At 37.7% G+C, this 20,330-nt stretch carries 15 protein-coding genes and 2 rRNA genes; 12 read left to right on the forward strand and 5 right to left on the reverse strand.

Annotated elements, in window-relative coordinates:
* Positions 1-56 precede the first annotated feature (56 nt).
* A complete protein-coding gene (locus ND812_RS07035; protein WP_265374866.1) occupies positions 57-986 on the reverse strand; it encodes an esterase/lipase family protein in 930 nt (309 codons plus the stop codon).
* A gap of 226 nt (positions 987-1,212) precedes the next feature.
* On the opposite strand from ND812_RS07035, the gene ND812_RS07040 reads away from it, so the two are divergent.
* Together ND812_RS07040 and ND812_RS07045 are read left to right on the forward strand one after the other, a co-directional pair.
* The gene (locus ND812_RS07040) at positions 1,213-1,908 is read left to right on the forward strand and encodes a TetR/AcrR family transcriptional regulator (protein ID WP_265374867.1); all 696 of its coding nucleotides are present in this window, start codon (positions 1,213-1,215) and stop codon (positions 1,906-1,908) included.
* A gap of 56 nt (positions 1,909-1,964) precedes the next feature.
* Entirely contained in the window at positions 1,965-3,608 is a 1,644-nt protein-coding gene (locus ND812_RS07045) for a TPM domain-containing protein (protein ID WP_265374868.1), read from the forward strand.
* A 14-nt stretch (positions 3,609-3,622) separates the two neighbouring features.
* Here ND812_RS07045 and ND812_RS07050 read toward each other — a convergent pair whose 3' ends face one another.
* On the reverse strand, positions 3,623-4,096 hold the full coding sequence (locus ND812_RS07050; protein WP_265374869.1) for a GNAT family N-acetyltransferase: 474 nt from the start codon (positions 4,094-4,096) through the stop codon (positions 3,623-3,625).
* A complete protein-coding gene (locus tag ND812_RS07055; RefSeq protein WP_265374870.1) occupies positions 4,097-5,497 on the reverse strand; it encodes a glycine--tRNA ligase in 1,401 nt (466 codons plus the stop codon).
* 63 nt (positions 5,498-5,560) lie between these two features.
* Here ND812_RS07055 and ND812_RS07060 point away from each other — a divergent pair, with 63 nt between their 5' ends.
* From ND812_RS07060 to ND812_RS07070, 3 genes are read left to right on the forward strand one after another with little or no spacing between them, the layout of a single operon-like run.
* Positions 5,561-7,369: an energy transducer TonB family protein gene (locus ND812_RS07060; protein WP_265374871.1), complete on the forward strand. Its 1,809-nt coding sequence runs from the start codon at positions 5,561-5,563 to the stop codon at positions 7,367-7,369.
* Complete coding sequence (locus ND812_RS07065) at positions 7,366-8,130, forward strand: PrsW family glutamic-type intramembrane protease (protein ID WP_265374872.1); 765 nt, start codon at positions 7,366-7,368, stop codon at positions 8,128-8,130. The genes ND812_RS07060 and ND812_RS07065 overlap by 4 nt, the downstream gene beginning before the upstream one ends.
* A complete protein-coding gene (locus tag ND812_RS07070; protein ID WP_265374873.1) occupies positions 8,127-8,543 on the forward strand; it encodes a hypothetical protein in 417 nt (138 codons plus the stop codon). Before ND812_RS07065 ends, ND812_RS07070 begins: the two co-directional genes overlap by 4 nt.
* On the opposite strand, the gene ND812_RS07075 is transcribed toward ND812_RS07070, so the two are convergent.
* Positions 8,540-9,004, reverse strand: a complete 465-nt coding sequence (locus tag ND812_RS07075) for a GyrI-like domain-containing protein (RefSeq protein ID WP_265374874.1) — start codon at positions 9,002-9,004, stop codon at positions 8,540-8,542. The genes ND812_RS07070 and ND812_RS07075 overlap by 4 nt on opposite strands.
* A gap of 91 nt (positions 9,005-9,095) precedes the next feature.
* Between ND812_RS07075 and rrf (ND812_RS07080) the strand changes: the two genes are divergently transcribed.
* The 3 genes from rrf (ND812_RS07080) (at position 9,096) to ND812_RS07090 (ending at position 12,467) form a co-directional block, all read left to right on the forward strand.
* Positions 9,096-9,212 (forward strand): 5S ribosomal RNA (rrf, locus tag ND812_RS07080).
* 679 nt (positions 9,213-9,891) lie between these two features.
* Positions 9,892-11,394 carry a hypothetical protein gene (locus ND812_RS07085; protein WP_265374875.1) on the forward strand — a complete coding sequence of 501 codons (1,503 nt, stop codon included), beginning with the start codon at positions 9,892-9,894 and terminating at the stop codon, positions 11,392-11,394.
* 17 nt (positions 11,395-11,411) lie between these two features.
* Positions 11,412-12,467, forward strand: coding sequence for a hypothetical protein (locus ND812_RS07090; RefSeq protein ID WP_265374876.1), 1,056 nt, complete (start codon positions 11,412-11,414; stop codon positions 12,465-12,467).
* A gap of 114 nt (positions 12,468-12,581) precedes the next feature.
* Here the strand turns inward: ND812_RS07090 and ND812_RS07095 are convergent, their stop codons facing one another.
* Positions 12,582-14,918 carry a TonB-dependent receptor family protein gene (locus tag ND812_RS07095; protein ID WP_265374877.1) on the reverse strand — a complete coding sequence of 779 codons (2,337 nt, stop codon included), beginning with the start codon at positions 14,916-14,918 and terminating at the stop codon, positions 12,582-12,584.
* A gap of 214 nt (positions 14,919-15,132) precedes the next feature.
* On the opposite strand from ND812_RS07095, the gene ND812_RS07100 reads away from it, so the two are divergent.
* The 4 genes from ND812_RS07100 to ND812_RS07115 all read left to right on the forward strand — a co-directional run bounded on the left by ND812_RS07100 (position 15,133) and on the right by ND812_RS07115 (position 20,321).
* Positions 15,133-16,080 carry a hypothetical protein gene (locus tag ND812_RS07100; RefSeq protein WP_265374878.1) on the forward strand — a complete coding sequence of 316 codons (948 nt, stop codon included), beginning with the start codon at positions 15,133-15,135 and terminating at the stop codon, positions 16,078-16,080.
* 56 nt (positions 16,081-16,136) lie between these two features.
* A 5S ribosomal RNA gene (gene rrf, locus ND812_RS07105) occupies positions 16,137-16,253 on the forward strand.
* 814 nt (positions 16,254-17,067) lie between these two features.
* Complete coding sequence (locus tag ND812_RS07110) at positions 17,068-19,035, forward strand: PAS domain-containing hybrid sensor histidine kinase/response regulator (protein ID WP_265374879.1); 1,968 nt, start codon at positions 17,068-17,070, stop codon at positions 19,033-19,035.
* A 38-nt stretch (positions 19,036-19,073) separates the two neighbouring features.
* The gene (locus ND812_RS07115; protein WP_265374880.1) at positions 19,074-20,321 is read left to right on the forward strand and encodes an NRAMP family divalent metal transporter; all 1,248 of its coding nucleotides are present in this window, start codon (positions 19,074-19,076) and stop codon (positions 20,319-20,321) included.
* The last annotated feature ends 9 nt before the right edge of the window (positions 20,322-20,330 follow it).

The raw sequence follows: 20,330 nt of genomic DNA on the forward strand, positions 1-20,330 counted from the left end.
AAACAAAAAAACCCAAGGCAAAGCCTTAGGTTTTCTAAAAAATTAACAGAAGTAGATTATTGGTTCGCCTTCATATTGGAAGCCATATTCATATAAAATCCTTCTACATCATACCATAAACTTCCAGATCGAAGTGTATTCGACACTTGTAAATGGTCAACTCCAGTGGTAAAGATTCCGTAAGAGGGACCTCCTTTCCAAGTTCCCCATTTTTGAGAAGAAAGTGGAACAAGACCATCATTTGTTGCCCCTTGTCCTTGGAAAAGTCCACCAGCAGCACATGCAGGGTGCAAAATTCCCATCAGTGGGTGTTGGATTAAATCAGGAAGGGTGATATAAGAACCATACGAGAAATACTTCACACCTGATTGATTGGGAGTGTAAGAGTTAAATGTAGATAAACCTTCTTTGGTAAGAGAAGATAAAGCTGCAAGTGCATTCTGTTGGTTGGTTCCACCATAAACTACTTTCACAAGTGTTTCTACAATGCTTGCCACAAATGGTTGGATCCAACCTGGAAGGACAGTTTTAATGATATCTGCAATTGGTGAACCATAATGAGGAGTATTGAGTGTTGTGAGGGTTGCCACTCGACTGGAAAGTCCTAAGTTGGAAACCATATAACGACTATCGAGACCACCTTGGGAGTGGCCAAGGATATGGAATTTGCCAGAGTAGTTAGTGGCTGCTGCATAAGTTAAGATAGCGGCTTTTAATTCAGCTGCTCTCACTTCATTGGAGTTAGCTGCTGTTTTTGATGGAGCGTATACAGTAGCTCCTTGGCTTCTGAGGTAGTCATCTGTTCCACCCCAATAGTTGACAATACTAATGATCCCACCAGAATTTTCGCCCCATCCAAAAAGGCCATGTGATAAAATGATCGGGTAGGTTCCCGCAAGTGGTTTAGAAGAAGAACCAGAACTCGCAAGAACTGGGGTTGCCATCATGGCAGTCACAAAAAAGGCCAAAAGACTTTTTCGAATCATAAATATTTCACCTCTGAATTTTCTAAGATAAAATTGTGTCAATTTGACTTAAGTGGGGCAAGAAAATTTTTTTATGACAAATAAAAAAATGGTAAAAAAATGTCATAATTGAACATGTTCAAAAAGAGAAACATGTTGTGCCAACAATTTGAACGTGTTCAATTCGTTGGAAATCGGACATTCTGTTCTCAATTTAATTAGACCAAACGATACAATGCCAAACTCTATGAACGTACAACTCAAACTAGGGGTGAATCAAACATTCACAAAAAGGGAACAAACCAAACAAAAGATTTTTCGAACGGCAATTGTCCTATTTCAAAAAGAAGGGTATGAGACAACTACAATGCGAATGATCGCAAAGGAAGCCAAAGTTTCATTGGGACTTACTTATTACCATTTCCAATCCAAAGAAGCTTTGGTATTAGAATTCTATAAAAGTTCTCAGAAGGAATTGATCAGACAATCGGAATTGTTTTTCAAAACAACAAAAGATTTTAAGGCGCGTTATAAGTTTATCGTCACAACACAATTAGAGCTTTTTTCCCATCATAAAAAATTCTTACAGGTCCTTGCAAGACAAGCTGGAGATCCAACCTATCCTCTATCACCATTTAGTTCTGAGAGTGAGAGTTTACGTGAAGAAGCTGTAGGAATCATACGTCTTGCGATGATGACTTCTAATACAAAATTACGAGAGGACTTGAGTAAAGTTTTGCCTGATCTTCTTTGGATGCAACAAATGGGGATATTGTTTTTTTGGTTAAGTGATCCTACCAAATCATTTCAAAACACAAAATTGATGATCCATGATTCTTTGGATCTGACTTTTAAACTCATCAAACTTTCCAATTTCCCATTGTTCAAAAGTGTAATGGGACCCATCTTTCGGATGGTCAGACTTGCAAAATTGAAATCATAAATACTCTCGAAAACACTACTTGTCAAATACGGAAAATTTGGTAGAGTCTAAGCCCTATGTTATGGAATCCGAAATTTAGCTTCCAATTCCTTTTCACAATTTGTTTGGTTCATCTCATTTGTTTGACACCAGTGCTTGCAAAAGAACCCAAACTCCTTACTTCGCCCATCACGGATGAAGTTGGAATCTTAAGTCCCTCACAGATCACTCACTTACAATCGGTTATATCCGAAATCGAATCAAAAACTGGCGCACAAGTATTTTTATACATCATTGAAAGTTTAGTGGGAGAAAATTTAGAATCTTATTCCCTTCAAGTCGCAGAACGATCAAAAATTGGCCAAAAAGGAAAAGACAATGGGGTGCTAGTGCTCCTTTCGGTAGGTGATCGTAAGGTAAGGATAGAAGTTGGTTATGGATTAGAGGAAACTTTAACAGACGCATTGTGCAATCGAATCATCAAAAACATCATGATTCCCGAATTCAAAAAAGGAGATATTCCAAACGGGATTCTGCTTGGTTATGATGCAATTGCATTGATACTATTTGGAGATGCTGATTCCAATCCCAATTTACAAACGAATTTTCCAGATGGCATCGGTACAACTATTTCCAATGACAATACAGTAACAAACATTGGAATTTCGATCGTTGTGATCGTAGTTGCTGGTATCGTATATTTCCTTTTGACTGATAGGAAAAAATTCAAACGTAAAATTTGGTTGGATGTATTGTATGGTGGAGTTGTCGTATCAGGACTTATCTACTTCTTACCAGATGCAGTTTTTTATTTTTTCTGCTTTGGGGTGATCGCATTCAATTTATATCTATTGTATGGGCGTTGGGACTTGTTATCGTATCTCTATTCGATCCTTTCGCTTCTTTTTTGGATCCCATTTTTACAATTCAGTTTTCATACCGAATGGATTGTCCTCTTTTGGATCATTGGTGTCATTGGATCCATCCTTTTGGTCATTAAACTCGCATTAGATGAAGTATTGATAACTTCCTACAAGGCGTTTGCCAAAAAATTAGGTTTTACTGGCAGTGGACTTTTTTTCCATACCCTTGCCATCCTTAGCTTATGGTTTAGTATTAATTCCTTTCTGAACCAAAAATCAATTTTTTACATAGTCTATTACCAAGGGCTTATTCTTTTTACCTTGTATGGATTTTCCATTTCAGTCTTCCAAAAACATGCCATCCGATATGGAATCTGTTTTCTCTTATGGTTGTCTGTCATTTATGGATTATACTTTTTTGGCCAATCCCATGAAAACATAGCTAAACAAATTGATTATAATACCTTATTCCAAAGTTTCCAATGGTTTTGTTGTTTGGTATTGGGTTTTGTCTTAGCAAATTCAATTCATGTGAAATCTTGGAAGACTAGGTCTTTGAAATATGGACTCATTTCTCTAGTTTGGACTTTTGGGTTTTCCATTGAATGTATCCTCGGATTCAGTGATCACTTTTCGGTAGCGATCTTTTTCTTGTCTTACTTTACCTTACTTATTTTGCATTTCTTTTATACAATTTGGGAAGAAAGTGACAGTAGTTCCTATTCCTCTTACTCATCAAGTTCAAGTTCTTCTAGTTATACAAGTTCATCAAGTTCCTATCGAACCAGCTCAAGTTCTAGTTCAAGTGGTGGTGGCGGAGGAAGTTTTGGAGGAGGAGGGAGTTCTGGAAGTTGGTAGTAAGAAATGATTGTTTATGAATTAATAACTCGCTTGCGGTAACGGATGTAAAACGGCTCGAAACTTGACTTGTTCCAAAATTTGACAGCTTCTTCGTTTTTTAAAATGGCTCGGAGTTCAATGGCGGGAATGTTTTTTTCCAAACACCAAAGATCCACATCTTTTAAGAGTTCTGTCATATACCCCTTTTTCTTTTTTCCTAGTTTGGTGACAGCAAGGTCAATGAAGAGACTTCTTTCTTCTTCGAGGTGAGGTTTTTCTTCAATCCTACCAATGACGAGTGAAACAAGTTCCTCTTCCACAAAAAATCCACGCATGTACACTTTCCCAGTACCGATCAATTTAAAATAGATATCAGTGAATTTGGTGGCAGCACGAGGACGAATGTGGAATAGACCATCTAACTCGAGTTCGTTTACCTTTCGGAAAAATTGATTCACGAGTTCGATGGTTTGGTTTCTATCGGATTCTATAAGATCTCGGATCAACTATACCATTCTTTGGATGAGGTAAGATTTGAGTTCAGAAACTGGAATTCTTTCTTGTTTCATCGAATCCCTTTCACGAATGGTAACGGTCCCATCACTCATGGTATCATAATCGACTGTGATACAAAATGGAGTTCCGATTTCATCATGGCGGCGGTAACGTTTTCCAATCGCACCACTTTCATCATAGTCAACATACCAATGGTTTCTTAAGTCTGCATAAATTTCTTTTGCTTTGGCATCAAGTCCGTCTTTTTTCATCAATGGGAAAATCGCAACCTTCATGGGGCTCACTCGTTTTCCAAAACGCAATACAGTTCGAATGTCATCTTTTTCTAATTTTTCTTCTTCATAAGCATCACATAACACGGCTAAGAAGAAGCGGTTGAGTCCAAGTGCTGGTTCGACAACATAGGGAAGGTATTTTTTCTTTTGGTCTAAGTCGTGATACTTCAAATCTTCAGAAGAAAATTTCTCATGTTGGGTTAGGTCATAATCAGTTCTGGAAGCAATGCCCCAAAGTTCTCCCCAACCAAATGGATATTTGTATTCGATGTCACTTGTGGAATCACTATAAAAGGAAAGTTCTTCCTTCTCATGTTCTCTCACTCGTAGGTTTTCTTTTTTTAAACCGACTACATTCACAAGCCAGTCCATACAGTAGTCTACCCAATACTTGAACCATTCTTTTTGGGTTCCAGGTTCACAGAAAAATTCCATCTCCATCTGTTCGAACTCACGAGTGCGAAAAATAAATTGGCGTGCCATGATTTCGTTACGGAATGATTTCCCAATTTGAGCAATTCCAAAGGGAATTTTTTTCCGCGCAATTTGAGTTACATTTTTAAAATTGATAAAAATCCCTTGGGCCGTTTCTGGACGAAGGTAAATGTCAGTCGCTCCTTCTTCAGAAGCACCATGAGAAGTTTTAAACATCAAATTGAATTGTCTTGCATCGGTGAAACTACCGACGGTTCCACAAGTAGGGCAGGCATAAGCTTTTTCGCGGATTGTGTTTGTTAATTCTTCTAAACTTTTCCCAGTTGCCGCACCTTCTCCTTCTTTATCCTCTAAAAATTTGTCCACACGCACTCGGGTTTTGCATTTTTTGCAGTCCATCAGTGGGTCATTAAAATTGGAAATATGGCCAGAAGCCTCCCAAACACGAGGGTGGAGGAGGATAGAAGAGTCGAGTCCCAATACATCATCCCTACGGTGGACAAAATACTCCCACCAAAGGCGTTTTAAATTATTAAGGACTTCAATCCCATTTGGACCATAGTCAAAGGTATTGGAGAGGCCTCCGTAAATTTCGGATCCTGGGAAAACAAAGCCTCTTCTCTTGGAGACTGCGACTATGGGTTTAAGCGACTGTTCTTCTTTCTCTTTCGGCTGTGCCATATCCGCCAAATTTTTTGTTTTCCATGAAAATTCAAAGTATTTTCCTTGAGATAAGACTAAAGAATGGATTCGGCAAACTCTCAATACCTCTCACCCTGGGCGAAAAAGTCCTTAACGTTTTTCCTTTGGCTCTCTCCGCTTTTCAGTTTGGGACCTTTTTTAGCCTTTGGTATCCTCTTTGCTTTCCCTAAGGAATTTCGCCTCCGCTTAAGAGCAATCGCGGTCATCACAGTTTACATTCTCAATTGGATTTTGTTTTACCCTGTTGAGTTATTACATCGTTCCAGTATGGAATGGGAGGGAATGATCAATGCTTATTTAGCGCAGGATGGAACAACCTTCCGTTTGAAGTTAGGATTCTTTATTTTTTGTTTTTTTCTCCTTCTATCCAATTACTTTCACAGCCATTTTCGGAATCGTAAACGAGAATCGGTAAGACAGGTTCGCGCCAACAGAGACTTTCCAAGTTCTCAAATCCGAACTGAGATGCGAATTCGAGATTCTAAATTTGATACCATTTTGCTTGTGCTCGTCCTTGCACTCGTATTCCAATATTTATTTTTATACATTACCGAATCTCTAAACCCACAAAAGAATTTATCGCCACTTGCACCTCTTTACGATGTTCACCAGTTTGTATTTAATTATTCGATTTCAGTTTGTATTTTATTGTTTAGTTTTAATCGAAACAAAATCCCTTCACTACTTGCGAAACCTTATCTTCGTTATATGGAAGGAATTCGCATTCGTGAAAGTTGGAAAAAAGCTGTTAAAACTGAAGGAAAGTTTCCACTTCGATTAGAACTTTTCATAAAACAAAAAGCAAAGTTCCGTGATCAATTATTACCTGGGTTTGGTCATATTTATGTTTATGAATATTGGCGTGGATTTCCCATTTTATTCCTAACTCTGTTATTATACTTGTTTTCTGCGGTTTGGGTCTTTTCGTATATCAGTCCAATTTTTGGGATTCAGTTCCTCGCAGGTTTTGGATTAAAACCAGGAATTCCCGACAAAGATTTTTTTATTTCTTCACAAAACATTGCGTATGCGGCTTTTTCAGTCGCTGCACTAGTGGGATTGTATTTTTACTCTGCCATGATTTTAGAGAAGTCATTCAGTTTAGAAAATTTAGGAATTAAAAAAGACAAAGATGGTGAATCAGAACCTTTTTTTAAACCAGGACTACGAAAAGGATTTCGAAATGTCTTACCACTTTCATTACTCTTCCACTTGGTTTTACTTTGTTTGGTCTTCCTAATTCCTATTAGTATCCAACGTGGTAAAAAAAAGGAACAATCTGCACAAAAAAATGACCACTTTCGACCTGAGAAGATGGAGTTTTATTTCATCGATCCAAATGTCCCCGATGATACGAAAGGTTTGAATGGGGGAGTCATCACCGGAAACGAAACCGAAAACAAGGAAAAGGGTGAAAAAATTTCCAATGAGAAGGTAGCAGATAACGGACCTGTGAAAGGTTATATCAAAAAAATCCGTGGAAAAAAAGTTCCTCCCACTTATTCCAATTATATCTCCGCAAAAATGAGGATTCCTGAAAGTTATATGGACTACTGGGCCAAAGCTCCTCATCCTTATTCGAGTGTTGTTGCGTATACAATCACACAAGATGGTGATGTCATAGACGTAGAACTTGTGGAAGCATCTGATTACCCAGACCAAGACTTAAGAACCTTACAACTTGTGGAAAGTTTGGGACCTCTCATGCCACCACCAGGGACCAAAAGTGACATTCGTGTTACCGAACTATTCTGGAATGGACCCATTGACCCTGAGTTTGTTCCTACACCTTTACAAAAAGAAATGATCAACTTATTTGACGGCCGTTATATGGAAGAGATATCTGAATGAAAGAAATGGGAGCCTTTGATTATTTGATTGGTGCGGCCACAGTGTTTCCATGGGCAGTTGTCATTTGGAAAGCTTACAAGCCAAAAAAAGGGTGGCAAGAAGTCATCGGAATTCTCTTTGCCTTGGTATTTGGTTGGCTATCTACTGATTTAATTTTAAGATTACACCCCATCCTTTGGCCAGAGACAGATTTTTCTCCGAAAAAAAAGGTAAGTTTACTCACACAAACTGCTCATTTAGCGTTTATCCAAGCAGGAATCACCGAAGAAACGTTCAAAATTTTCTTTATTATGGTTTTGTCTTTCGTTTTGGGATATGATCGTAAAACAAAAGAATTTTCGCCGAGTGTTGTTTTATTTGGCGGATTTGTGGCAATGGGATTTTCCTTCGTCGAAAACACACATTATATCTTCCGTGAACCAGAAGAAAAAAAATTAAATCTTTTTATCGCAAGAACCATTCATTCCTCCAATATCCATCTTTTGATCAATTTGTGTTTTTCTATGTTCTTATTAAAGAGTAACTTAAAACAAGATGTGGGTGCTAAACGATTGATTGTCATTTTTGGATTCGTACTTGCTGTTTTGCAACACGGGGTGGTAGATTTTTTACTCATCCCAGGTGCCACCATTGGACTATGGATTTCAACTGCTTTGTTTGTTGGGATATGGGTTTGGGTGGTCACCGATTGGAGAATTTACGTTATCGAAAAAAACAGACAATCGATCACAAATCTACCAAGCGAAGTACCTGTTATATGAAGAATTGGATTGCCATTTTCATTTTCCTATCTTATTTACAAGCAATTGATGCTGCACACCCAAAGTTGAATCAACCTGCCATCAATAAATGTTCCAAATTCCTAACAGGTATTTTTGATAACAAATGTCAGTCGGGACATAACTCCCGTTTTAAACGATTTGCAACATACCAAGTACAAGAATATAATTCGATGTATCTCAAAGAAAAAATTGTTTGGAATGGACCTTGTTCTTTTACACTTACCTTAATGGAAACAAATGATCCTGAAATTTCCGATTTTATTGGGGGTACGATCAAAGTGAAGATGGTTAAGGTAGAAAAGAATCAATACCAAACTTTAGAAGAGGGAAGTTCTGGCAAAATTTCTTCGTGTATCGAAACTAAAATAGCTGAACTTGGATCAAATAACTAAGTAGTAGATAAAAAAACTCGAATCCCTGCTTCCGAATATTCTTCCCAATCAGTTTGAAAACTTCTAATTTTAGGTATCTCTGGATGGTTCCAAATTTCAGCCCAAAATTTAGGAACAACTTCTTCAGGTGGGCCTGGTTGGATTGCAAAATAACGGCCGTTTTGTGGTGCAATTTGAATCAGTTCCATCCCTGGGAGTGGTTTTGCATTCGGATCTACAGCATAACCTAACAAAAAATCATACGCACCATTTTCATCTGATTCATAGGAAGAATATACGGCAAACAGAGGATCTATCTTTCGTAACATCTCCATTTTTTTAGGAATGTCTTCTTTATAAAATTTGGAATAAATGGCTGGAATTTTGACTTCTGCATCTCCAGGGGCATTGGATGTTCTGATACGAAGTCCCATAACCGTAAATTTTTCTGTTTGAACAAGTGGTTCTGACAAATTAGCCATAAGGAAATGCTTTTTGTTTTCCAAAAAAACGCAATCTTTTCTTCTATAAAGGTTTGACTTCCTACTCTCTTCCGTACACATGGTAATTACTCCTGGTGATTATGGAGAGAAGGCCATACCCGTTCCCATTCCGAACACGGAAGTCAAGCTTCTCATCGCCGATGGTACTATTGGGTTCGCTCAATGGGAGAGTAGGACGTTGCCGGGTTAGCACTCATAACGTAAGATAAAGCGTTCACGAAAGTGAGCGCTTTTTTTGTTTGTAGAGCTCTATGTGAGCCGGCTACCGTCCGCGACTCGCAGTAGCGGTCGCTGCCTCAAAAATAGAGCAAGGTGTCTTGCTCTATTTTTTCCGGCATTGTTGCCGGGTGGATTTTGATTGGATTGTAAATAGAGAAAAGGCTGACTTACGAGGTTGGCTTTTTTTATGTACAAAATCAAATCCATTGAGCAAACCCAATAGTAAATAGAAAAAGATTTTTCGCGAAATGACAGACTTGCGACCCATAGGGAGCAAGGCTCAGGGCTCTTCGCCCGCGGAAGCGGAGAAGCGAGTGGGTGTGGAAGTAGGACGTTGCCTCTGTTAGCACTCATAACGTAAGATAAAGCGTTCACGAAAGTGAGCGCTTTTTTTATGTTCGAATGAAACTCCATTGAGAGAAACCAATTGTATATAGAAAGAAATTGTTCATAGGTGGGGTGAGGCTTCCATAGAAGCCGAATTTAGAGTTAATTTGAGTTGATTTTAAAATCTAATTGAGTAGTTATAATTTAGCTGAATTATATTAATTTATATTCAGAATTCCAATCAAAAGAGAAAATTCATTATGGCTCTTTTTATATATAAGCATCAGAAATTGTTTTATCTAAAGTTGTTCTTTGTCTTCATGGCATTGATTCTATTGCCAAATATTTTAACTTACGAGAGACAAAGAGATATACAATTATATGATGAGACTTTCTATTTAGAAAGTGGAAATCATATAACAGATGTACAAGATGGAGTTTCGTACTTCACCTATTATAAACTCTTGAATTTTTTTTTTAAAAATCCAGTTGATCGATATTTTGTTGGATATGTACTTTTAGTATATTTAGTTTCATTTGCTTTTATTTTCACGGCAAATACAACGAGGGAATTATTCGTTAACATAAGTTTTTTGGCAATTCTTTTGACTAGTCCTTTAGTCTTGTCTGCAATGCCGTTTATTACCTTATTTTCAAGTTTTCTTTTGTTGATTCTTATTTATGCTTTTTATCACAAGAAATATGTTTTGTTCCTTATTTTGGGATTTGTATTAGCATATGCTAGAGTAGAATTTTTTGGGTATGCTTTATTTAGTATCTTCTTCATTTTACCTTATTTAATAAAAAATAAGAATAAGACAAATTTATCAATATATATAACATTTTGCATTGGACTAATTGTATCATACTTTAAAAATCCGTCTTCGCATGAAAGGGCATATATTGCGTTTTGTCAACATTATGCATTTTCCAAGTTCAATAAAGGTTTGTATAATGATGATCCCTGGACTACTTGCGGGAGTTTGATTTTGAAGGACTTCGGACGTGAAGGTCACATGGAAGATATTCTATTTGGGAATTTCGCTGTATTGTTGGAGCATATGGGGTCCAATTTAATCGAATTATTCAAAATAGTGTCTGTAAAATTCAACGTTCCCGTTCTCATTGTTGTGATTTTAGCTGTTGTTGTTTTAAGTTTTGAATTTTTAAGAGTAATTCGTAATGTGAATAAAAAGAGATGGAGTGGACTGTCACAATCATTATTGGTTTTAGCTTTGATGAGTGTTACAATGTTTGGACCAATTTTCTACTTTCCTAGGGATCATTATTTAATCCAAATTTTCGTTGTGTTTTTGACATTGTCTAAAAGAAACTCGGTAATAATAAAAAATATTTTTATTTCATTGGGTAAACGTTTTGATTTTCGATTGATAATTTCTGTTATCTTAGTAGTTGTATTTTATTTATTTTTTACTGGAATTAAAAGTTTTAAAAAATTGAGAGATTCTAGTCTAACGAATGAGTGTGGGACGCTTCGGTTAATTGAAACATTCAAATATGCGAAATTAGGTAAAATTAATGTATTAAATCCAGAAGGTGATTTTTGTGCATATTTTGGCAAGGAAACTTGTAAGTCGATTCTTCCATATGAAAAACAAAACAACTTTAATCAATTTATTGAAACAAAAAATGTCAATGTAATTATATATACTGATTATTTTGATCACAATCCCGAGTATAGGGAGGATGATGAATTTAAGTCGTTTGTTAGAAATCAATTTAAGATTAATAGCAAAATTAAATTCATCGAAGACCCTATGTTTACGTGTAAATATCGTAAAGTGCTGATAAGGGAAATGTAACTTCAATAATTATATAGATGGATTTCGTTAAATTTCGTTCTGTGAGAGTAAAATTTAAAATTCAATTTTCGCTTTTATGTTTCTTAGTTGTATCAGCTGTTTATGCTGAAAGCTATGCAACTTCGCCAGCAGAGGGCCCTATACCAGTTAAACCAAAATACCGTTTTGTTTCCATCAATCCTGGTGTAACATTGGAAAGTGTTTCGTTATCCATCCAAGGTAGAAATCGAGATGCATTGATGGTCCAAGATGATCCAGGTAGGGTCTCTTGGTTATTGGATGTAAAATCTCCTGAATACCAAATTTCAAAATACTTTGGTATGAATTTACTCTTACATAATTCCAGTTTTTATCTCAATCGTCAATCGATCCCAAAAATATTTTCGAAATCAGCTTCTGTTGAAGCTTCTTCAGAGGATTCGGAATCATCAAGTTCAAATGGAGATTCTATCACTTCAAAAAGTAATAAGGTAACAGAAGATGTAGGTACCAATGTCGAAGGAAGTTATTCTATGTTAGTTCCCATCTTTTATATCGGGAATCCTGATACCTTTCGATTGGGATTTGGTTTGGGTCCTGCTCATGTTCGATTACGAGGGAATGTAGATTTTAAGGACACTGCTTCGAATTTACTCATTGCCTTTTCTGGACCAGGCCGAAATTCATTTCTAAACAATTTAGGTGCTTACCAATTTGTATCAGGGAATTTAAATCCAAATTCAGATCCAACGCTGAGTTATTTAGTCGCAAATCTTTCCACTGGAAACAATCTTGAGTTAGTTGGTTATTATCTTGGAAGCCAAGGTTTATTACGACCAGATTCCACAGCATTAGCAGCATACTCTAGTGGTCGGTTTAATGCCGTTGAATCTCTTGCCATCAGTAGTCTTATGCGTAACCAAGTCAGAGTGAATGCAGTCGCAAAATTTGCATTTATGATGTATTTAGAATCGCCCCCATTTTTAGGACTGAGAGCAAGATTATCATTCGGTGGTCCTATTGTAAAAGAAAATGGATATACGTATGAACTTAGAACCTTTCACCTTGCATTGTATATGCCAATTGAGTTTTGATCCAGGTAGAAAAAATGATTTTTTAAAGCGATTGGATTAAATTGATTCAGTACAAATCAAATTGTTCCTACCCTCAATTGATTATTTACTGAGGATAGGATAAACATTTATCCGCTAAAATACAGCGCTTAACCCAATAAAATAAAACATCCCATCGGAAGGTAAAATTCCGGGACCAGGGTATCCTCCCGCACGACGTGTAAAATACATTTGGTTTGTCATGTTGTTAACTCCTCCACGAAGTGAAAAATTTTCGTGAAAATTCCAAACAAACGTAAAGTCTCTCACTGTATAAGAAGGAATGAGACCAATTTGTCCATTCGCTGTAGCAGGACCTGTATTGGCAGCATCCGCATAAGTTGCTCCCGTATAACTGATCAAATACGTGAAACTTAAGACATTTTTATATTGGTATGTGACTCCATAACGATGGATTTGTGAAGGGGCGTTTTCTACAAGTTTTCCAACACGATAAAAGTTTTGTGCATTGGTTGGGTTTGTGAGTACACGTGGATCTTCCCAACGGATATAACGAGCATTCACATTTGCGCTCGATGTGAATAAACTAAAGGACCCGTAGGGTTGCGATTCAGTTAGTAACAACATTGGATCAACTTCTAAGTATGCTTCTACTCCTCTGTGTAAAGAATCTCCCACATTCGTTTGGAAGTTAGCTTGGCCAGGGAGAAGGCCTGGAAGTTGGCCAACACGATTGTTATAACGGAGTTCAAAAACACTCATGTCAAACTGGATCCATTGTCCAAATTTCCCACGGTATCCTGCATCTGCATTATATCCTGATTGGTCTTTTAAGTTAGGATCGACTTCATTTAAGGTAGCAGTTGGTGCAAATAACTCCGAATAGACGACTGGCCGAAACGCGCGTGAATAGTTTGCATATAAATTGGTTGTTTTTGTTGTTTGGTATTGGGCACCAAGTCCATAAAGAACCTGTCTTTGTATACGTTCTAGTGGTTGGATCATCCCACCAAACGGTTTTGAAGCACTAGGGATCGATTCATTGACTCGGCCTGAAGCTGTGGACCGAATCCATTCATATCGAACACCAGGAGTAAGTGAAAGTGCATCAGTGATACGGAATAAATTTTCAACAAATCCAGCGTAATTTAATGTAGAGAATTCTAAATCAGCGATCCGACAATTTCTTGTGCCATCATAACACACTCCAGTGAAATTGGTTTCCCTTAGATCAAATTTAGTTCCTGTTGTCCCATTTGGATTTCGGAATCGATCTGTATTCCCATTAAAATACCGTCCTCCGAATGACAGAGTATGAGTTCGTTCCAATAAATCGTAGTTGAAGATCTGTCGTGCTTCCATCCCATAATTTCGATAGGTATCTCTATCAATTTGCCTTGGACTATATTCTAAAGTCCGAGGTTGGATTGGGTCCGTAACATTTGCTGCCGATACAACACCAACTGAATTTCTTTCTCCATAAAGTCCGAAGATTTTAACATTGGTACGAGTAGTAGGACTTTGTTCGTAATCAATGTTCATCGCTGGTACATTCCAAGGTGCACTAAACCAGTTTCTTGTCCTTCCTGACTGCCTTGGGTCGATTCGAAATTGTTCATCGGTGAGCCCACCAGCTTGTTGGCTTAAGTAAGTTGACTTTGCCATTTCCATTGAGATCTTCAATTTTTCGGAAACTTTATAAGCCAAATTCACAAATCCATTTTGGACATTGTACTGTGAATTTTCCCTCCATCCATCAGAACTACGGCCTTGGTAAAAAACAAAATAACTCCAATCTCCAACGGTCCCACTAACAGAACTATATTGGTTGAGGGTGTTGAAAGAACCACCCGTGGTTTTGGTTTCTACTTTGACGGGTTTAGTTGGGTCTGCTTTTTTCACAACATAATTGACCATGCCACCAAATTGAGGTCCGTATTGTAAGGCACCAGCTCCTCTTATGATTTCTACTTTTTCAAGAGCTTCTAAAGGTGGGTTAAAATAAGCTTCGGGGTAACCAAAGGAATCAGAAGCGATGTCATGCCCATTCATACGAGTGTTAAATTCCCAATTTCGATTGGGGGACAAACCTCGAGCACCAATTCCTGGTTGGATCCCACTCCCATCATTTTCCCAAATGGTAATGCCAGGAACTTTTGCATACACCTGACGAGTGTTTCCCATTGCTAGATTCGCATTGACTTTATCTAATCGAATGACTTCGTTTTTTTTACCTGCATAGATATTTGTACCTTCCACATCTCCTAGAAATTCACGGTCTGTATCTTTTTTCCCTTTTACGCGGATGGCAGGAGTTTCTTCCTTTGTTTGCACCTCGACTTTTGGTTCTTGGTTCGGTTGTGATTTTTCATCCTGGGAAAATAGGAGGGTCGGTACCATTAAAGTGAAACAGAAGAGGAGTAGGTTTTTACCCTTCTTGGCTTGAGTTTCGTTCTCAATTTCATTTAGCATGGAACCATTCTTTTTTCCAAAGCATCGCAATCTACTTTTTTTTACTTCTCCTGCCTTCTTTGTTTGGTTTCTACGTTTTGCATTTTGGGAAATCAAGTTGAAGAGGAGGATCAAAAGGCAGAGAAACAAACATCAGTTGGGATAGAAACTTTCTAAAATTTCCTTGAGTGGTTGCCTTTTCATTTGTTATTGGATGAGAGAGGTAAATCTATTCATGAAACGAACATTCGTTTTTCTTTTGGTCCTTTTTTCTCTATTGACCACTTCCGTTTATGCACAAGGAAAAGTAGAAGGTAATACACTACGAGTCAAAGGTGGTTTGTTTTTAGGTAGCCTTCGGACAGATTTAGAAAAAAGAAATTTCTATAATGATATTGTTCAGACCGAATATAACCAGGAATGGCAGAACAACCAAGGAATGAGTCTCATCAACGATTGGGGTTTTGATTATTTCCAATCGATCAATGCAGGCATTCTCTCGAATGTATTTGTGGGTCTACATTTGAATCGATTTGTAAGAGGGTATGAATGGAATTCTTTTTATCCTACGGGACTTGGCATCAAAGAAGCTGATTACCGGTTACTTTACTCCGATATCAATTTGGGTGTGACCCTATCTCCCACTTCCAATTTTCGCATTTTACCTAAGTATGTTTTACGCAGTATGAGCCAAACAATGCAAGGATCCTATTTGGGAATTGGAGCTCCCGCATACCTTGGACAAGATACAAAAAATACAACAGGCACTTCCGGCCTTTTGGGAGTTGGGTTCGAATTTGATTTGAATGACCGAGCAACGTTATTTGCAGATTTTTTACTCTTTGGACCATTTCTATTGAATTCAACAGGATCGTATAGTTCGGAACAATTCCGAGTTTCCAATGCGGGTGGATCATTCAATTACTCTAATGGTGGTTATACGTTTAACTCTGAAAAATTAAGTTTTGGGGCAAGTATTGTTGTTGTTCCTAAATTACGTTTATTCTTAAGTTTTGAAAGAGAGTATATGAATGCCAAATCTCAAAGTCCAATAGCTTTGAGTTTTGAGGGCGATCGATTATCATCAGTTGGGACTCTAATGGAATTTGTATCTGCGACCTCAGAGCAAAGAATTGAAATTTCGGGCCTAAAATTTGGAGCCACTTACGATTTAAATTTGTAACTTTTATATAAAATGTACTTGCGAATCCAGCTCACTTGGAAGTAATGGTAATTACTCCTGGTGATTATGGAGAGAAGGCCATACCCGTTCCCATTCCGAACACGGAAGTCAAGCTTCTCATCGCCGATGGTACTATTGGGTTCGCTCAATGGGAGAGTAGGACGTTGCCGGGTTAGCACTCATAACGTATGATAGAGCGTTCACGAAAGTGAGCGCTTTTTTTGTTTTTAGGGCGTAGTTTTAGCCGGCTGCCGTCCGCGACTCGCCGTAGCGGTCGCTGCCTCAAAAAAAGAGCAAGGTGTCTTGCTCTTTTTTCTCCGGCATTGTTGCCGGGTGGATTCTGATTGGATTGTAGATAGAGAAAAGGCTGACTTACGAGGTTGTCTTTTTTTATGTACGAATCAAAATCCATTGAGTGAACCCAATAGTAAATAGGAAAGGTTTGTTCGCGAAATGGGTGAGGCTTCCATAAGAAGCCGAAGCCTGCTAGGATTTTTCCACAGGAAAAATAGGGTGGCGATACTGTTACTTGAGCAAGGCTCAGGGCTCTTCGCCCGCGGAAGCGGAGAAGCGAGTGGGGGTGGAAGTAGGACGTTGCCTCTGTTAGCACTCATAACGTAAGATAAAGCGTTCACGAAAGTGAGCGCTTTTTTTGTTTGTAGAGCTCTATTTGAGCCGGCTACCGTCCGCGACTCGCAGTAGCGGTTGCTGCCTCAAAAATAGAGCAAGGTGTCTTGCTCTATTTTTTCCGGCATAGTTGCCGGGTGGATTCTAAATGGATTGTAAATAGAGCAAAGGCTGACTTCCGAAGTTGGCTTCTTTTATGTACCGATAAAAAGCCATTGAGAGAAACCCAATCCTAGACTAAAATCAATTGTTCGTTACTGAATGAAGTTTCGATTGGAAACTAATTGTTTTTTCGTGAATGAAGAGTTTTTTAAGGAATCGCTTGCTCTTTTATTAAATTCTATCGTATATTGATGTAAGATGGATCATAACATTCCGAAGGAAGCTTACTCTTCACTCATCCTTCAATACTTTTATGATGCTGTTATCGTAACTGATTTAAATTTCCATATCACTAGTTGGAACCTTGCTGCTGAAAGGATTTATGGCTATAAAGTAGAAGAAGTCCTTGGTAAATCTACAAATGACATCCTCCATACAATTATGTTGGAAGGTGAAAGGGAAACGAGCATTTCAGAACTCAAGTCAACTGGGATCTGGCAGGGCGAAGTTTTTCAATCCTCAAAAGATGGTTCCAAATTAAAAATACGTTCCGCGGTGAGTTTTTTGAAAGACAAAGATGGCACAACCATCGGTGTCATAGCCATCAACAGAGATATTACCGAACAAAATAAAATTCAAGAAGAACTAGCAGAAAGTGAAGAACGATTCCGTATGAGCTTTGAAAATGCTGGAGTTGGAGTTTGCCTTCTCGATTTAGATGGAAAGTTTTTACGAGTGAATAAAAAACTCCAACTTATGTTAGGTTATAATGAAACAGAACTATTCGGCCGAGCTTCCAAAGATTTTGCGTATAAAGAAGATCAGAATATTTTTTATCAATACCGAGAATCAGCACTCAAAGGAAAGGATGTCGATGTTGTTTACGAAAAACGATACATCTCAAAATCAAATCAGGTTTTATGGATAGAAATTTCAAATTCACTTGTCAAAGATCGGAATGGTTCACCACTATATTTTGTAGTTCATTTTAATGATATAACAGATCGAAAAAATGCAGAGTTACATTTAATCCAGGCAAAAAAAGAGGCAGAGCGTGCCAACCAAGCGAAGTCAGATTTTGTAGCCAATATGAGTCATGAAATTCGTACTCCTTTAAACGGAGTGATCGGTTTTAATGAATTACTCATGACAACGAAATTAGATGCAGACCAAAAAGAATATGTAAAAAATGCAATCAGTAGTGCGCATGGATTGTTAGGCATTATCAATGATATATTAGATATCTCTAAAATTGAAGCTGGGAAACTGGTGCTAAATGAAACAGTTTCAAATTTGAAGCACATCATAAAAGATTCACTTGGTGTTCTCCAATGGAAGGCTAACGAAAAAAATATTCAGTTGGAATTTATAGAATCAAATGAATTACCAGAATGGATCGTTGTTGATGCAACGAGGCTCAGGCAAATATTAATTAACCTACTAGGGAATGCTGTTAAGTTTACCGAAAAAGGAAGTGTGACTCTAAAGGTTGAGCATGAGTTGGTTGGTAATGAGAAAATAAAACTTAGATTTTCCATTCGAGATACGGGGATAGGAATTCCTGAATCACACAAAACCAAAATTTTCCAATCGTTTTGGCAAGGAGAATCCAATTCTACACGTCGTTTTGGAGGGACTGGTCTTGGACTTCGCATCACAAAATCCTTACTCGATCTAATGGGTGGTGAGATTGAATTTTCTTCCGTGGAAGGAAATGGAACTGAGTTTCGTTTTTCTATCGAAACTATCATTCTGAAAAATGCAAATCTCTCTCATGAAAAAAACGAAAACTTTCAGGGAGAAATTTGGGAAAATATAAACCAATCCAAATTGTTGGAAGTGACTCCCAATATTCTAATTGCTGAAGACAATTTGATGAATCGGGACCTACTAAAACGAATGATCTTAAAATACATTCCAAATGCAAATTTGTGGGAAGCTGGAAATGGGGTTGATGCTGTTCGAATGGTCAGTGCCAAAAAACCAGAAATGATTTTTATGGATGTTCAAATGCCAGAAATGGATGGATTGGAAGCCGCAACAATCATTCGAAAGGACAAATCAAACCAACAAATTCCTATCATCGCTTTGACCGCTGGTGCACTCTATGAAGAACGTAAAAAATGTTTTGATGTAGGTATGGATCATTTTTTGACCAAACCGATTGATATTTTGGCACTGAACCAAGTCTTATACCATTATTTGAATCCTTCCAAACTCGAATAGAGTAGCAAAATCTTTCTTACTTCGTCATTTTGTCCAAAATGAGACGATTTCCTTTTTTAGCGTATCTTGGTCCTGGTTTATTGTATGCTGGTGCAGCGGTGGGTGTTTCCCATTTGGTCCAATCCACTCGAGCGGGAGCTGTATATGGGTATGGGTTACTCGCAGTCGTAATTTTTGCCAATTTTATCAAGTATCCCTTTTTTGTAGTGGGAACAAAATACACGATCGTTACCGGTAAATCTTTGTTAGATGGCTATGAATCGCTTGGAAGATTGCCAATTTGGATTTTCTTCTTAATATCCGTAGGAACTATGTGTATCATCGTTGCAACAGTAACATTGGTTACATCAGGTCTGTTTTCTAATTTGCTTGGTTTAACCATGGAACCATGGATGTTATGTTCAATCATCCTCACGTTTTGTTTTTTACTGTTGGCAATCGGTAAATTCCAGGCATTGGATGGACTGATGAAGTGGATTGTTGTTCTCCTCACATTGGCAACGATCGTTGCAATGGTTTTATCCTTTTATGCGGGCATTCCAAAACTAACTACGGAAGGGAAATCATTTTCCTTAGGAAACTTGGCCGATGTTGCCTTCTTAATTGCACTTATGGGTTGGATGCCGATTCCGATTGAAGCTGCTGTATGGCAATCCGATTGGACACTTGCTAAAAAAACTCCAGATGGGAAATTACCTCCCATGAAATATGCCATGATTGATTTTAACATTGGTTATATTGGAACGACACTTCTTGCTGTATGTTTTTTGGCTCTTGGTTCCAATATGATGTACAATACAGGCATGGAATTTTCTTCACAAGCAGTTGGATTTGCATCCGAATTGGTTAAACTTTATACCACTGCCATTGGGTCTTGGTCATATCCCATTATCTTGGTCGCTGCTTTTTTCACCATGTTTTCAACAACATTAACATGTTTTGACGCCTATCCGCGTGTTGTTTCCAATGCAAGTAGAAGATTGTTTCCAACTTTGCAAAAGTTATCGACGGAAAAATTATATTGGTATTGGATTTTTCTCGTTGGGATTGGCTCCATTTTGATTTTACTTTTCTTCCGCACCAATATGAAAAGTTTAGTCGACTTTGCGACAACGGTATCGTTTTTAAATGCCCCAATACTTGCTTTGATCCATCATTTAATATTGTTTGGAAAAGAAATTCCGAAAGAAGAAAGGCCGAAACCTTGGATGAATTTATTGTCTTGGTTTGGAATTTTGTTTTTGTTTGGATTTTCTATCTATTATATCAATATTACTTTTTTCTAATTAAAGTTT

The organism is Leptospira limi (assembly GCF_026151395.1).
Lineage (GTDB): Bacteria > Spirochaetota > Leptospiria > Leptospirales > Leptospiraceae > Leptospira_A > Leptospira_A limi.